Source organism: Sphingomonas canadensis (assembly GCF_026013525.1).
In the GTDB taxonomy this organism is placed as follows: Bacteria; Pseudomonadota; Alphaproteobacteria; order Sphingomonadales; family Sphingomonadaceae; genus Sphingomonas; species Sphingomonas canadensis.
The window spans coordinates 202,085-216,696 of sequence record NZ_JAPDRA010000001.1 but is presented as its reverse complement, the minus strand read 5'-3'; the positions used below and the strand labels follow the sequence as shown (position 1 = coordinate 216,696).

Genomic DNA, 14,612 nt, shown 5'->3' with positions numbered 1-14,612 from the left:
AACCGGCCATGAAGCTCTATTTCCGGCCCTTCGCATGCTCGCTCGCCGCGCGCATCGCGCTGGAAGAGGCCGAGCTGGACGCCGAATATGTCGCGGTCCCGCCCGGCGGGCGGCTGGCGGACGGCCGCCATTTCACCGCGCTCAGCCCGATGGGCTATGTCCCCGCGATCGAGACGCCCGGCGGCTTCGTGCTGACCGAGGGGCCGGCGGTGCTGGCCTATATCGCCGGGCTGGCGCCCGAAGGCGTGCTGGCCCCGCCACATTTCTCCGACGCGCATTACCGGATGCTCGCCTGGCTGAACTTCATCGCCACCGAGCTGCACAAGGGCGTGTTCGCGCCGCTGATGGCGGGCGATGCCGGGAAGGATGCGCGCGCCGCCGGGCGCGCACGTGCCGTCCGCCCGTTCGAGCTGCTGTCGGCGCATCTGGCGACGCGCGAACATCTGGAGGGCGGGTTCAGCGTGGCCGACGCCTATCTGCTCGCGGTGCTCAACTGGAGCGAGCACGCCGGGATCGCGCTCGGCGAATGGCCGGTGTTGCATCGCTGGCGCGAGGCGCTGCGCCGCCGCCCCTCGGTGGCGCGCGCGATGGCGCGGGAATGGCCGCTGCTGAAGGCCGCCTGATCGCGCCGCCACGATCTTCCGAGGAGCCGGTCCCACGCATCTCGGGTCCGCTCCCACTTCCTCCCCCTCCCGCTCCCCGGCGGGAGGGGATTTTTTGCGCCGTTGCCCTGCCGGAACGGTGCTTCCCTTGTTGCCCGCGGGCGCATCCGCTACGCGAGGCCGATGCCGGCAACCATCCAGTGCGACGTGGCGATCGTAGGGGGCGGGCTCGCGGGGGGGCTCATCGCGCTGGCGCTCAGGCGCAAGCGCCCCGATTGCGACGTCCGCGTGATCGAGGCCGGGCCGCGGCTGGGCGGCAACCATCTCTGGTCGTTCTTCGCGGGCGATGTGGCGCCGGCGGAGCGCTGGCTGGTGGCGCCGCTGATCAGCTATGGCTGGACCGGCTATGACGTCGCCTTCCCCGCGCGGCAGCGGACGCTGCGCGCGCAATATTATTCGGTGGAATCCGAACGCTTCGATCAGGTGCTGCGAGAGGCGTTGCCCGAAAAGGCGGTGATGACGCGGCGCAAGGCGCTGGCCGCCAGCCCCACCGCGGTCGTGCTGGCCGACGGCGACCGGATCGAGGCCAAGGGCGTGATCGACGCGCGCGGCCCGGGTGACCTGGGGCTGCTGGAGCTGGGCTGGCAGAAATTCCTCGGCCGCGAGCTGCGGCTGGCGGACGCGCACGATATGCCCCGCCCGATCGTGATGGACGCAACCGTGCCACAGGCCGATGGCTATCGCTTCGTCTATTGCCTGCCCTTCGCGGCGACGCGGATGTTCGTCGAGGATACCTATTACAGCGACGATCCGGCGATCGACGCGCCCGCGCTGGCGGCGCGCATCGGCGATTATGCGGCTGCGCGCGGATGGCATGTCGAGCGGGTGGTGCGTGAGGAAGCGGGCGTGCTTCCGGTGGCGATGGGCGGCGATTTCGACGCCTATTGGCAATCGGGCGGGAACAAGGTGGCCAAGGCGGGCGCCCGCGCCGGCCTGTTCCACCCGGTGACCAGCTATTCGCTGCCCGATGCGGTGCGTGCCGCGGCGCTGGTGGCCCAGGCGGGCGATCTTTCCGGCGCCGGGCTTAACGCGCTGCTCCACGGCTTCGCCAGGCGCACCTGGCGGCGGCGCGGCTATTACCGGATGCTGGCGAAGATGTTGTTCCGCGCCGCGGAGCCGGCCGAGCGCTATCGCGTGCTGGAACGCTTCTATGGGCTGGACGCGGGGCTGATCGCGCGCTTTTACGCCGGGCGGACGACGCTGCTGGATCAGGCGCGGCTGCTGGCGGGCAGGCCGCCCGTGCCGGTGGGCCGTGCAGTGGCGGCGGTCGCCGGGAGGAAGAAATGAAGCGCGCGGCAGTGATCGGATCCGGGTTCGGCGGGCTGGCGCTCGCCATCAGGCTGCAGTCCGCGGGGGTGCAGACCGTGGTGATCGAGGCGCGCGACAAGCCGGGCGGCCGCGCCTATCACTGGCAGCGCGATGGCTTCACCTTCGATGCCGGCCCCACCGTGCTTACCGCGCCCGAAGCGCTGAAGGAGCTGTGGCAGCTTTCCGGCCGCGACATCGGTGAGGATGTGACGCTGCGCCCGGTGACGCCCTTCTACCGGCTGAGCTGGCCCGACGGCACGACCTTCGACTATACCAACGACGATCGCGTGCTGCGTGCGGAGATCGCCAAGCTCGATCCCGAGGATATCGAGGGCTACCGCCGCTTCCTCGCCTATTCGGCCGGGGTCTATGAGGAAGGCTATGTGAAGCTGGGCTCGGTCGCGTTCCTCGACTTCATGTCGATGATCAAGGCCGCGCCCGCGCTGGCACGGTATCAGGCGTGGCGATCGGTTTATTCGATGGTCTGCTCGTTCGTGAAGAACGACAAGCTGCGCCAGGCGCTCAGCTTCCACACGCTGCTGGTGGGCGGCGATCCGACCAAGACCAGCAGCATTTATGCGCTGATCCACAAGCTGGAGCGCGATGGCGGGGTATGGTGGGCCGAAGGCGGCACCAACCGGCTGGTTAGCGGCATGGTGGCGCTGTTCGAGCGGCTGGGCGGCGAGATCCGGCTGGGCGATCCGGTGACCGCGATCGATACGCTGGGCGACCGCGTGACCGGCGTGCGCACCGCCAGCGGATATGCGGCCCAGGTGGACGCGGTGGCGAGCAACGCCGACATCGTCCACAGCTATCGCACGCTGCTGAAGGGGTCGCGCAGCGCCCAGCGCACCGCGGCCCGGATCGAGCGCAAGCGCTTCTCGCCCTCGCTGTTCGTGGTGCATTTCGGCGTGCGCGGCACCTTTCCGGAGATCCCGCACCACAATATCCTGTTCGGGCCGCGCTATGAGGGGCTGCTCGCCGACATCTACGACAATGGCGTGCTCAGCCGCGATTTCTCCATCTACCTCCACCATCCCAGCGCGAGCGATGCGGGCATGGCGCCGGAGGGGCATGCCGCCTTTTACGCGCTGGTGCCGGTGCCGCACCGGGGCAAGTTCCCCGCCGACTGGGCGGAAACCGCGCCGATGCTGGAAAAGCGCGTGCTGGACGAGGTGGCGCGGCGGCTGATCCCCGATCTGCACGAGCGGATCGTGACCAGGTTCAGCTATACGCCGGACGATTTCGTCCAGGATCTGAACGCGCATCTGGGATCGGCCTTCAGCCTGGAGCCGATCCTGACGCAGAGCGCGTGGTTCCGCACGCACAACCGCGACGATCACATCCCCAACCTGTACTTCGTCGGCGCGGGGACGCATCCCGGCGCCGGAATCCCCGGGGTGGTGGGCAGCGCCAAGGCAACGGCGGCGCTGATGCTGGAGGATTTGAAGTGAGCACGGCAAATCGCCCCGCCAAGCGCGATAGGGAAGCGTAAGATGAAGCGTATCGCAGTCTATTGCGGATCGGCCAGCCCGGCCGACCCGGTGTATATCGAGGCCGCACGGCATGTGGGGCGGACGCTGGCGGAGCGCGGGATCGGCCTGGTCTATGGCGGCGGGCGGCTGGGGCTGATGGGCGCGGTGGCCGATGCGGCGCTGGAGGCGGGCGGCGAGGTGATCGGCATCATCCCCGAAGCGCTGGTGAATGCCGAGGTAGCGCACCGCGGGCTGACCACGCTGGAGGTCGTCCAGACGATGCACGAGCGCAAGGCGCGCTTCGTCGATCTGGCGGACGGTTTCGTCAACCTGCCCGGGGGCACCGGCACGATGGACGAGCTGTGGGAGGCGCTGAGCTGGGCGCAGCTCGGCTATCACAGCGATCCGATCGGGCTGCTCAACATCGCGGGCTATTACGACAAGCTCGTCGAATTCTGGGAGCATATGGGCCGCGTCGGCTTCGTCCGGCCGCAGCACCAGGGGCTGCTGATCGTCGATACCACGCTGGAAGGGCTGCTGGACAAGCTGGCCAGCGCCCAGCCGGCGGTGCCGATCATCCATATGAAGCGCGAGGATCTGTGAGCCCCCCGCCGCCGGAGCCGCGCGGCCCGGCGGCCACCTCGCGCGCAGCGATCGTCGCGACGGCGGGGGAATCGATCGCCCGGGGATCGAAGAGCTTCGCGATGGCGAGCCGGCTGTTCGATCCCGCCACGCGCGAGCGGGCGTGGCTGCTCTATGCCTGGTGCCGCGCCTGCGACGATCTGGCCGACGGGCAGGACCATGGCCACGGCATGCACCGGGTAAGCGATCCGGAGGCGCGGCTGGCGGCGATCCGCGTGCGCACCGCCGCGGCGCTGGCGGGGCAGGTGGTGGGCGATCCCGCGTTCGACGCGCTGCGCATCGTGGCGGCGGAGACCCGGCTGCCGCACCGGCTGGCGCACGATCTGGTGGAGGGCTTCGCGCTCGACGCCGCCGGCTGGCGGCCGCGGCACGAGGACGACCTGTACCGCTATTGCTATCACGTCGCGGGCGCGGTCGGCTGCATGATGGCGGTGGTGATGGGGGTGGCGCCGGACGATGAGGCGACGCTGGACCGGGCGTGCGACCTGGGCATCGCCTTCCAGCTCGGCAACATCGCGCGCGACCTGAACGACGATGACGCGGCCGGGCGCTGCTATCTGCCCGAGGACTGGCTGGCCGAAATGGATATCCCGCCCGGCGAGCAGATGCGCCCGCGTTACCGCCCGCGCATCGCCGTACTGGCGCGGCGGCTGGCGGATCGCGCGGCGGCCTATGGCGACAGCGGGCGCGCGGGAACCCCGGCGCTGCCCTTCCGATCGGCCTGGGCGGTGCTGGCGGCGGCGGGCATCTATGGCGCGATTGCCGGGGAGGTCGCGGCGCGCGGCGAACATGCCTGGGACCGGCGCGTCAGCACCCCGGCGACGACCAAGCTGGGCTGGATCGCCCGGGCCTTTTCCCAGGCGCTGCGGCGGCGCGCGCTCTATCCCCCCGTGCCGCGCGACGGGCTGTGGACGCGGCCGCGTTAACCGCGTCCGGCAAGGGCTGCGAAAGGATCGCGGCGGCATGAACGAACCGGAAAAGCAAAGACGGGTCCGGTGACGCTTCTATCGCTCCAGCTATCGCGCGCATTGGCCAAGGGCCGGGCGGTTCCGCCGCCCGCGCCGACGCGCGCCAGCCTGCTGGAGGCGCTGCTGCGCAAGCGCGCCGCCGCGCACAACGCGGGTGCCGAAGAGCTGGAGGCGATGCTGCGCAGCCAGATCCAATGGTCGCTGCCGATGATCCGCGGCGATGGCGCGGCGGAGGGCGCGTAACCGCCCCTCAGGCGTTGCGCACCATCAGTCCGCCCAGCAGGGGTGCCACGCCCGTGGCGATCTGCATCCACAGCGGCTGCGGCACCAGCAATGCCGCCGCCGCCCCGCCCGCCAGCACCAGCGCCGCCACGATCCAGCCGGCCCAGCCCCATCCGCCCGCGATCCGCACCGCGATCAGCCCGCCCGTCAGCGCGCCCAGGAAATATCCGCCCGCGATCATCGCCTTGGCGCTGTCCGGCGCCGCCTGGATCGCCGCGTGGATCGAATCGAAATCGCCCGGATCGAACGCCGCCAGGGAGAAGATCTGGTGGTTCACATATCCGGTGAGCCAGATCGCCCCCGCGGCCACCGCGGCGCCGACCGCGACACCCAGCAGCTTGCGCATTGCAGTTGCCCCGTTTGTTTCCCGCCTGTTTCCCGGAACTAGCGCAAGCGGCAAGGCTTCGCCAGCGCGCCGAAAGGCGGCTGTCCCGCTTCGGGCAAGGCGGGACAGCCCCGGCGATGTGGTTTTCGCGCATTGCATGCGGGCGGCATCGGCCCCAAATGCGCGCCATGCCTCCCGAAAACCCCGCCGGCACTTCCGAGCGTCCGCTGCTCGGAACGCTCCGGCGCTTCCTCCCCTATCTGTGGCCGGCGGACGCGCCGGGGCTGCGCGCGCGCATCGTGATCGCGCTGGCGTTCGTCGTCGCGTCGAAGCTGGTGCAGGTCTATGGCGCCCCCTTCGCGCTGCAGGGCGCGATCGACGCGATGGCGGGGGGATCGCGCGACGCGGTGTGGCTCGTCGTCGCGCTGGTCACCGGCTATGCCGCCGCGCGGCTGGGCACCGTGCTGTTCGACAATCTGCGCAACGCGGTGTTCGAGCGTGTCGGCCAGGATGCGACACGGCGGCTGGCGGCGGACGTGTTCCGCCACCTCCACAAGCTCAGCCTGCGGTTCCACCTGGAACGGCGCACGGGCGCGGTCACCAAGGTGGTGGAGCGCGGGACCAAGAGCATCGATACGATGCTGTATTTCCTGCTGTTCAACATCGCGCCGACGATCCTGGAGCTGGCGCTGGTGCTCGGCATCTTCTGGACGCGGTTCGGCGTGTGGCTGGTGGCGGGGACGGTGACGATGGTCGTCGTCTACATCGGCTTTACCCGGATGGTGACCGACTGGCGCGCGAAGCTGCGCCAGCAGATGAACGATCTGGATACCGGCGCGGTGGCGCATGCGGTGGATTCGCTGCTCAACTTCGAAACGGTCAAATATTTCAACGCCGAAGAACGCGAGGCGGCGCGATACGAACGCGCAGTGACCGCCTATGCCAAGGCCGCGACGGTGAGCGAGAACTCGCTCGCCTGGCTCAACATCGGCCAGGCGGTGATCACCAATCTGATGCTGGGCGCGGGCATGGCGCTGGTGGTGTTCGGATGGGCGCGGCACGAATTCACCACCGGCGACGTGGTGCTGGTATCGACGCTGCTCAGCCAGCTCTTCCGCCCGCTCGACATGCTGGGGTTCGTCTATCGCACGATCCGCCAGGGCGTGATCGACATGGGCAGCATGTTCGACCTGCTCGATACCAATGCCGAGGTGAAGGACGCGCCCGGCGCCCAGCCGCTGCGGGTGGAACGCGGGCATCTGCGGCTGGAAGGGGTGCATTTCGCCTATGATCCGGATCGCGAGATCCTGAAGGGCATCGATATAGACGTGCCCGCGGGCAGCACGGTCGCGGTGGTCGGCCCCTCCGGCGCGGGCAAGTCCACGCTCGCCCGGCTGATCTTCCGCTTCTACGATCTCACCGGCGGGCGCATCACCATCGACGGGCAGGATATCGCGCAGGTGACCCAGGCCAGCCTGCGCGCCGCGATCGGCATCGTTCCGCAGGATACGGTGCTGTTCAACGACACCATCGGCTACAACATCGCCTATGGTCGCGAGGGCGCGACCCAGGACGAGATCGCCGATGCCGCGCGCGGGGCCGCCATCGCCGGGTTCATCCAGTCGCTGCCCGACGGGTTCGACACGCGCGTGGGCGAGCGCGGGCTGAAGCTTTCCGGCGGCGAGAAGCAGCGCGTGGCGATCGCCCGCACGCTGGTGAAGAACCCGCCGGTGCTGATCCTGGACGAAGCCACCAGCGCGCTCGATTCGCGGACGGAGGCCGATATCCAGGCGACGCTGGAGGCGATCGGGCGCGGGCGCACCACGATCGTGATCGCGCACCGGCTTTCGACGGTGGTGAACGCCGATCGCATCGTCGTGCTGGAAAGCGGGCGCGTGGCCGAGCAGGGGACGCACAGCCAGTTGTTGCGCAAACGCGGTCTTTATGCCGAGATGTGGGCACGCCAGGCGCAGGAGCGCGAGGCCGGCGAGGACCCCGTTCCCGCCGAATAGGGAGGATAAGGGCGATGAGCGTGCTGCTGTGGGTGATCGGGATCGCCGCCGCGATCGCCGTGGCGCTGGTGCTCCTGTCGCTGTGGATCGTGCGCAAGATCGACGCCGCGCTGCCCGCGACCGGCGCCTGGATCGACGTGAAGGGCGGGCGCATCCATTATTCCGCGATGGGCCCGGCCGATGCGAAGGGGCCGCCGCTGGTGATGATCCACGGCATCATGGGCCAGCTCCGCCACTTCACCTACGCCTTCGCCGATCGGATGGCGAAGGACCATCGCGTGATCCTGATCGACCGGCCCGGCTGGGGCCATTCGACGCTGCACGGCCCGCGCGCGCCGATCAGCCGCCAGGCCGACATGATCGCCGAGGCGCTGGGCAAGCTGGGCGTGGAAAAGCCGGTGCTGGTGGGCCATTCGATGGGCGGTGCCGTCAGCCTGGCGATCGCCGTGCGCCATCCGGAACTGCCCAGCGCGCTGGCGCTGATCGCGCCGCTGACCCAGCCGATCGAGAAGGTGGTGGACACGTTCCGCGGGCTGATGGTGCCCACGCGGCTGGCGCCGATCATCGCCTGGACGCTCAGCATCCCGATGGGGATGCGCAACGGCGCGAAGAATGCCGCCCAGGCATTCTCGCCCGATCCCGTGCCCGCCGATTTCGGGGTGAAGGGCGGCGGGCTGCTCGCGCTCAAGCCCGCCAGCTTCCAGTCGGGCGTGTTCGAGATCGCCACCGCGCTGCCCGAGATGCAGGCGCAGGCGGCGCGCTATGCCGAACTCAAGATCCCCGTGGCGATCCTCTATGGCCGGGGTGACTATCTGCTCGATCCGGAACTGCATGGGGAGAAGACCGCGGCGGCGATCCCCGGCGGGCGGCTGACGCTGGTGGAGGGCGGGCACATGCTCCAGGTCTGCCACGTCGACGCCACCGAGGAATGGCTGCGCGCGCTGCTGGCAGCGCAGGCCCCCGCCCCCGCTCCTGCCCCGGCGCGCAAGCGGGCGGCGAAGGCCGCGGCGGCGGAATAGCCGGGAATGCGCCGGATCGCGGCCATCGGCGCGCTGGCGCTGTCGATGCCGGTGCCCTGTACGGCGCAAACGGTGGTGCTGGCGGCGGGCGATCAGGTGACGCTGGCCCAAGGGGGCGATGGTGCGCTGCGCCCGGGCCTGATCGGCGTCGGCACGCTGCGCCCCGATGATGCCGCTGCGCTCGGGCCGCGCGACCCTGGGCGGACGGGGGACGCGGTGGAAGCGATCCCCGCGCCGCCGGTCGCGGCAAATGCGGTGGATCTGCGCTTCCTCTGGTCAGGGGACGGCGGGACCGTGCTGATCGTGGAAAACGGGCTGGAGCGCGCGGTCAGCTATCGTGCGCGCATCCGCGAGCGCGGCGGGGCGTGGCAGGCGGTTCCGGTGTGCTTCGTGCTGGCCGGGCGGCGCGGCTACGAACGCTGGCCCTTTGCGATCGACGAGATCGAGCTGAGCGGGTTCGCCCTGACGGACTGGTCGCCGGGCGATCCGCCGCTCTGCCGATAGCGCTTGTTCCGGCGAGGGAGCGGGCCGGTGCCGGTCCAGCGAAGCTGAAAACGACCCCAGGCGCGCGCTATCCCGCCTCGGCCGGCTGGGTGGTCCAGCCCAGGCGCGGGATGGTGATCGATCGCTTTCCCGAAAGATCGCTGCGCAGCACGAACAGCTCGCGATCCTCGATATAGCTGATCAGCCGCCGTGCGCGGCCGAGCGAGCTGGTGCCATAGCTCGACGCGATCTCCGCGTCGCTCGGGCAGGGCGCGCCCTCACGCGCCGCGCGGGCGACGAGCAGGAAGGGGCCGAGCATGTCGTCGGGCAGCGCGCGCGCCACGTCGAGCGCCTGTTCCCATTGCTCGTCGGGATCGTCGGGGATGCCTGCGCGCGCGGCGGACAGGCGGCGGACGAACCCCGAAAGGTCCAGCGCCGGGCGTGGCAGCCCGGCCATGCGGCAGCGGACCAGGAACTCCTGATAGAGCCCCGGTGGCGTGCGCAGCGCCGAATCCGCGTCCTCCACGATCGCGGCGAGGACCTGCGCCACGATGGTGGCGATCTCGGCCGGGTCGCGCGCCTCCTCGATCCGTTCGGGCTCGGGGGTAAGCGTGGTGCGCGCGGCCAGGCTGGCGATCAGCCGCTCCGAATCGGCCACGCGGGGCGGCGGCGGCGCGGGCGGGGTCCATTCGGGCTCGGCCGGGGCCAGCAGCAGGTCGCGCATGTCCTCCGCCGGGGCCTGGGGCAGCGGCACCAGCTTGGGGCTGCCGCTGCGCGCCGATGTCTCGACCGCGCCGATCTGCACCGACACGGGCCGCCGCGCGATCGCCGGGCCGAGCGCCAGGAACACGCCGCGCTGCAGGTCGCGGATCTGCTCGGCCTGGCGGCGTTCCATGCCCAGCAGGTCGGCGGCGCGCGCCATGTCGATGTCCAGGAAGGTGCGGCCCATCAGGAAGTTGCTCGCCTCTGCCGCGACATTCTTGGCCAGCTTGGCCAGCCGCTGGGTGGCGATAACGCCCGCCAGTCCGCGCTTGCGGCCGCGGCACATCAGGTTGGTCATCGCCGACAGCGAGGCGCGGCGCACCTCCTCGGCCACCTCGCCGCCGCCGGAGGGGGCGAAGAGCTGCGCCTCGTCCACCACCACCAGCGCGGGATACCAATGATCGCGCGGGGCATCGAACAACGCGTTGAGGAAGGCCGCGGCGCAACGCATCTGCCCCTCCGCCTCCAGCCCTTCCAGGCTCAGCACCACCGACGCGCGATGTTCGCGGATTCGCGTGGCGAAGCGTGCGATCTCGCGTTCGGCATAGTCCGCCGCCTCGATCGCGACATGGCCGTAACGATCCCCCAGCGTGACGAAATCGCCCTCGGGATCGATCACGATCTGCTGCACCTGCCCGGCGCTCTTTTCCAGCAGGCGGCGCAGCAGGTGCGATTTGCCGGAGCCCGAGTTGCCCTGGACCAGCAGCCGCGTGGCCAGCAGCTCCTCAAGGTCCATCGCGACGGCATCGCCCCTGCCGTCCACCCCCATGTCCACGCGCACCGTCATCGTCATGGCCTTTGGCAAAGGGAAGCGGCGGGGGGCAAGCGCCGTGGCGCCCGGGCGGACGATTAGCTGGGGATTACGCCAGCAGGTCCGCCCACTCCGGGTGCTTCTCGATATAGGCACGGACGAACGGGCATTGCGGCACCACCTTCATCCCGCGCGCGCGGGCATCGGCGAGCGCGAAGGCGATCAGCCGGCTTGCCACGCCGCGCCCGCCCAGCTCGGGCGGAACGATCGTGTGGGTGAAGGTGATCACATCGCGCGACACCAGATATTCGGCGCGGGCAAGGTGGCCCTCCTCGACCAGCTCGAATCGGCTGCGGGCGGGATTGTCGTGCGGGGCGCTGTCCATGGCCGCTGGCTATCACGCGAAAGGGCCACTAGGCGAGGCGCATGATCGATCCTGCCGAGATCCTGCACCGCACCTTCGGGTTCGTCGATTTCCGCGGGGTGCAGCGCCAGGTGGTCGATCGCGTGCTGGAGGGCCGGCACACGCTGGCGGTGATGCCCACGGGCGCGGGCAAATCGCTGTGCTATCAGCTTCCGGCGCTGGCGATGGAGGGCACCTGCCTGGTCGTCTCGCCGCTGATCGCGCTGATGCACGATCAGTTGCGCGCGGCCGAGGCGGTGGGCATCCGCGCGGCGACGCTGACCAGCGCCGACGACAACCGCGACGAGACGATCCAGCGCTTCCGCGCGGGCGCGCTCGATCTGCTCTATGTCGCGCCCGAACGGGCATCGGGCGAGGGCTTCCGCAACCTGCTGCGCCAGACGCCGCTCAGCCTGTTCGCGATCGACGAGGCGCATTGCGTGAGCGAATGGGGGCATGATTTCCGCCCCGACTACCGCCTGCTCCGCCCGCTGCTCGACAGCTTCCCGGAGGTGCCCCGGCTGGCGCTGACCGCCACCGCCGACGCGCATACCCGGGCCGACATATTGGAGCAGCTCGGCATTCCCGCCGACGGGCTGATCGTCGCGGGGTTCGACCGGCCCAACATCCGCTATGCCATCACCCCGCGCGAGAATACGACGCGCCAGATCATCGATCTGATCGCCGAACAGCCCGGCCCCGGCATCGTCTATGCCCAGACGCGCAACGGCGTGGAGACGCTGGCGGAGAAGCTGGCGGCGACGGGGCGCACCGTGCTGGCCTATCACGCCGGGCTCGATCCCGCCGTCCGGCGCCGCAACCAGGCGGCGTTCGTGGCGAGCGAGGATGCGGTGGTGGTTGCCACGATCGCGTTCGGCATGGGGATCGATAAGCCCGACGTGCGCTTCGTCGCGCATGCCGGCCTGCCCAAGTCGATCGAGGCCTATTATCAGGAAACCGGCCGTGCCGGGCGTGACGGCGATCCGGCGGTGGCGCACCTGTTCTGGGGTGCCGACGATTTCGCTCGCGCGCGCCAGCGGATCGCCGAGGTGGAGCCCGCGCGCCATGCGGGCGAACGCGCGCGGCTGAACGCGCTGGGCGCGCTGGTGGAGACCGCCGGGTGCCGCCGCCGCATCCTGCTGAAGCATTTTGGCGAGGACCCGCCGGAGACCTGCGGCAATTGCGACAATTGCCTGAGCCCGCCGGGCGCGGTGGATGCCACGGTGGTGGCGCAGAAGTTCCTCTCCGCCGTGTTCCGTACCGGGCAGATGTTCGGCACCGGCTATGTCGAGAGCATCCTGCTGGGCCAGTCGAGCGAGCGCAGCCTGATGAACGGGCACGAGAGTCTCTCGGTGTTCGGCATCGTCGAGGGCGATGAGGCGGCGCTGATCAAGCCGGTGGCGCGCGCGCTGCTGCTGCGCGATGCGCTGCGCGCCAACGCGCATGGCGGGCTGGAATTCGGGCCGGGCGCGCGGCCGATCCTGAAGGAAGGCGCGCGGGTGGAGCTGGTGCTGCCCCCCAAGCGCGAGCGGCGGCGCAAGGGGCGCGGCACGGGTGCCGGGGCGAACCCGGCCGGCGATCCGCTGTTCGAAGCGCTGCGGGCGAAGCGGCGCGAGCTGGCGCAGGCGGCTTCGGTGCCGCCCTATGTGGTTTTCCACGATGCCGTGCTGCGCGCGATGGCGTCAGAACGGCCGCGCAGCCTGGACGCGCTGGCCCGGATTCCCGGCGTTGGCGCGCGCAAGCTGGAAGCCTATGGTGCCGCCTTCCTGGAGGTTATCGGCAGCCTTGAGCTGGCAGGGGGAGAGGATTGATGCGCAGTTTCGGTATGGTGGCGCTGCTGGCGCTGGCGGGATGCACCCAGGGCGCCCCCGCGGCGAACAATGCGGCGGAGGCGAACCTGACCGCCAACCTGGCGGAGCCCGCGCCGGTGGCGAACAGCGCGAACGCCGCCGAGCCCGTGGTCAACGCCGCGGAGGCCGCGCCCGCCAACGCGAGCACCGCCGCCAAGCCGGCCGAGCCGCTGAGCGACGTGGACCTGGAACATTATCCGGAACTGCGCGGCGTTCCCGCCGAGGTGCAGCAATGGGTGATCCGCCGCCAGGGATGCGAGCATTGGGCGGGCGAGCCCGATTTCGACGCCCAGCGCCGCAAGCAGATCGAGGACGCGGTGGCCGAGCTGTGCCCCGGAATCGACAAGACGCTGGCCGCGCTGAACAAGAAATATGCCGGCGATGCCAAGGTGATGAAGGTGCTCAAGGAATATGAACCGCTGGGCATGGACGACTGACGGGAGCTTCGCGTGATCCACAAGATAGACGAGACCATATCGGTGGCGCCGCAGATCGCGCCGGAGCAGGTGGCCGGGCTGGCCGCCGCGGGCTTCGTGGCGATCGTCAACAACCGGCCCGATGGCGAGGTGGCCGACCAGCCCGATGGCGCCGCGATCGCGGCGGCGGCCAAGGCGGCCGGGCTGGCCTATACCGCCATTCCGGTGACGCACGCGGGCTTCTCGGCCAACCAGGTCACCGCGATGGCGGCGGTGCTGGAGGCGGCCGGCGGGCCGGTGCTGGCCTATTGCCGGTCGGGCACGCGCTCCTGCAACCTGTGGGCGCTGGCGGCGGCGAGCAAGGGCGGCGATCCCGCGCATCTGGTGGAGAAGGGCGCGCGCGCCGGATATGACCTGACCGGTATCCGCCCGATGCTCGACGCGCTGTCGGGCAAGGCCTGAGGGGCGCGGGGGTGAAGGATCTGATCCTGCTCGGCGGGTCGCTGGCGGCGATCCTGATGCTCGCCGCGGCCGCCTGGGCGCTGCGGCTGGGCGGCGGGCGCATCGCCGGCGAGGCCGAGGCGATCGTGGAGGCCGAGGCGATCCTTTCCGGCTTCGAAGGCGCGCGCGCGATCGTGGCGAGCGACGGGCAGGCCGCGATCGTCCATGGGCGCGACGGCAGCGTCGCGTTGCTGAAGGTCCATGGCGCGCGCGTGGCGGGCCGCCGCCTGTCGCATCCGGAGGCCCGGCCGACGCCCGAGGGGCTGCGCGTGGCGAGCGGCGAGGCGCGCTTCGGCAGCGTGCTGCTCAGGGGGCTGGGGCCGGACGCGCTGGCCTGACGTTCGCGGCCCACCAGCCGCGGCTGTCCCGGGTCACATGGAAGCGGACTCGGATCTCCCCGGCCTTTTCGAAGCGCAGCACGATCTCCACCGGCGCGCCCTCGGCCAGCGGGTGACGCAGGTCCATCAGCATCAGGTGGAGGTCGCTCCCCGGGCGGATTTCCAGGCCTGCGGCCGGAATGTCCCAGGCGGGATCGACCAGCATGGATATGTCGCCGTCCGCGCGCACGATGCGGTGCAGTTCGACGCGCGCGGCGCAGGTGCAGCTCGCCCCGGTCAGCCGCTCGCCCGGCGGCGCGGCGATCGCGGCATAGGCGGCGCTGTCGGCACCGGCCGGTGCCGCGACAGCCACGGGCGCCGATATCTCCGGCGCGCCCTGTGCCAGCGCAAGCGACAGCAGAACGCCCAGCATCGA

17 protein-coding genes are annotated in these 14,612 nt (G+C 70.6%); 13 read left to right on the top strand and 4 right to left on the bottom strand.

Going from position 1 to position 14,612, the window contains the following annotated elements:
- Positions 1–8: 8 nt before the first annotated feature.
- The 6 genes from OM513_RS01045 (at position 9) to OM513_RS01020 (ending at position 5,298) form a co-directional block, all read left to right on the top strand.
- Complete coding sequence (locus OM513_RS01045) at positions 9–623, top strand: glutathione S-transferase N-terminal domain-containing protein (RefSeq protein WP_264942290.1); 615 nt, start codon at positions 9–11, stop codon at positions 621–623.
- A 162-nt stretch (positions 624–785) separates the two neighbouring features.
- Entirely contained in the window at positions 786–1,949 is a 1,164-nt protein-coding gene (crtY, locus tag OM513_RS01040) for a lycopene beta-cyclase CrtY (RefSeq protein ID WP_264942289.1), read from the top strand.
- Positions 1,946–3,424, top strand: coding sequence for a phytoene desaturase (locus OM513_RS01035; protein WP_264942288.1), 1,479 nt, complete (start codon positions 1,946–1,948; stop codon positions 3,422–3,424). The genes crtY and OM513_RS01035 overlap by 4 nt, the downstream gene beginning before the upstream one ends.
- Positions 3,425–3,466: 42 nt before the next feature.
- Entirely contained in the window at positions 3,467–4,048 is a 582-nt protein-coding gene (locus tag OM513_RS01030; RefSeq protein WP_264942287.1) for an LOG family protein, read from the top strand.
- Positions 4,045–5,013 (top strand): phytoene/squalene synthase family protein, encoded by a 969-nt coding sequence (locus OM513_RS01025; protein ID WP_264942286.1) that lies wholly within the window; start codon positions 4,045–4,047, stop codon positions 5,011–5,013. Before OM513_RS01030 ends, OM513_RS01025 begins: the two co-directional genes overlap by 4 nt.
- A gap of 69 nt (positions 5,014–5,082) precedes the next feature.
- Positions 5,083–5,298, top strand: coding sequence for a hypothetical protein (locus OM513_RS01020; RefSeq protein WP_264942285.1), 216 nt, complete (start codon positions 5,083–5,085; stop codon positions 5,296–5,298).
- Positions 5,299–5,305: 7 nt separating this feature from the next.
- Here OM513_RS01020 and OM513_RS01015 read toward each other — a convergent pair whose 3' ends face one another.
- Positions 5,306–5,683: a hypothetical protein gene (locus OM513_RS01015; RefSeq protein ID WP_264942284.1), complete on the bottom strand. Its 378-nt coding sequence runs from the start codon at positions 5,681–5,683 to the stop codon at positions 5,306–5,308.
- A 167-nt stretch (positions 5,684–5,850) separates the two neighbouring features.
- On the opposite strand from OM513_RS01015, the gene OM513_RS01010 reads away from it, so the two are divergent.
- The 3 genes from OM513_RS01010 to OM513_RS01000 are packed head-to-tail and all read left to right on the top strand — an operon-like array spanning position 5,851 to position 9,197.
- Complete coding sequence (locus OM513_RS01010) at positions 5,851–7,674, top strand: ABCB family ABC transporter ATP-binding protein/permease (RefSeq protein WP_264942283.1); 1,824 nt, start codon at positions 5,851–5,853, stop codon at positions 7,672–7,674.
- Between the two features lie 14 nt (positions 7,675–7,688).
- Entirely contained in the window at positions 7,689–8,693 is a 1,005-nt protein-coding gene (locus OM513_RS01005) for an alpha/beta fold hydrolase (protein ID WP_264942282.1), read from the top strand.
- A gap of 6 nt (positions 8,694–8,699) precedes the next feature.
- Complete coding sequence (locus OM513_RS01000; protein WP_264942281.1) at positions 8,700–9,197, top strand: hypothetical protein; 498 nt, start codon at positions 8,700–8,702, stop codon at positions 9,195–9,197.
- A gap of 67 nt (positions 9,198–9,264) precedes the next feature.
- On the opposite strand, the gene OM513_RS00995 is transcribed toward OM513_RS01000, so the two are convergent.
- Both OM513_RS00995 and OM513_RS00990 read right to left on the bottom strand, forming a co-directional pair.
- Positions 9,265–10,725 carry a helicase HerA domain-containing protein gene (locus OM513_RS00995; RefSeq protein WP_264943005.1) on the bottom strand — a complete coding sequence of 487 codons (1,461 nt, stop codon included), beginning with the start codon at positions 10,723–10,725 and terminating at the stop codon, positions 9,265–9,267.
- A gap of 73 nt (positions 10,726–10,798) precedes the next feature.
- Entirely contained in the window at positions 10,799–11,074 is a 276-nt protein-coding gene (locus tag OM513_RS00990) for a GNAT family N-acetyltransferase (RefSeq protein WP_264942280.1), read from the bottom strand.
- A gap of 41 nt (positions 11,075–11,115) precedes the next feature.
- Here OM513_RS00990 and recQ point away from each other — a divergent pair, with 41 nt between their 5' ends.
- The 4 genes from recQ to OM513_RS00970 are packed head-to-tail and all read left to right on the top strand — an operon-like array spanning position 11,116 to position 14,197.
- Entirely contained in the window at positions 11,116–12,903 is a 1,788-nt protein-coding gene (gene recQ / locus OM513_RS00985; RefSeq protein WP_264942279.1) for a DNA helicase RecQ, read from the top strand.
- Positions 12,903–13,379 carry a hypothetical protein gene (locus OM513_RS00980; RefSeq protein ID WP_264942278.1) on the top strand — a complete coding sequence of 159 codons (477 nt, stop codon included), beginning with the start codon at positions 12,903–12,905 and terminating at the stop codon, positions 13,377–13,379. Before recQ ends, OM513_RS00980 begins: the two co-directional genes overlap by 1 nt.
- A 12-nt stretch (positions 13,380–13,391) precedes the next feature.
- Positions 13,392–13,820: a TIGR01244 family sulfur transferase gene (locus OM513_RS00975; protein WP_264942277.1), complete on the top strand. Its 429-nt coding sequence runs from the start codon at positions 13,392–13,394 to the stop codon at positions 13,818–13,820.
- Between the two features lie 11 nt (positions 13,821–13,831).
- Positions 13,832–14,197 (top strand): hypothetical protein, encoded by a 366-nt coding sequence (locus tag OM513_RS00970; RefSeq protein WP_264942276.1) that lies wholly within the window; start codon positions 13,832–13,834, stop codon positions 14,195–14,197.
- On the opposite strand, the gene OM513_RS00965 is transcribed toward OM513_RS00970, so the two are convergent.
- Positions 14,166–14,609 carry a copper chaperone PCu(A)C gene (locus tag OM513_RS00965; RefSeq protein WP_264942275.1) on the bottom strand — a complete coding sequence of 148 codons (444 nt, stop codon included), beginning with the start codon at positions 14,607–14,609 and terminating at the stop codon, positions 14,166–14,168. The genes OM513_RS00970 and OM513_RS00965 overlap by 32 nt on opposite strands.
- Positions 14,610–14,612: the final 3 nt, after the last annotated feature.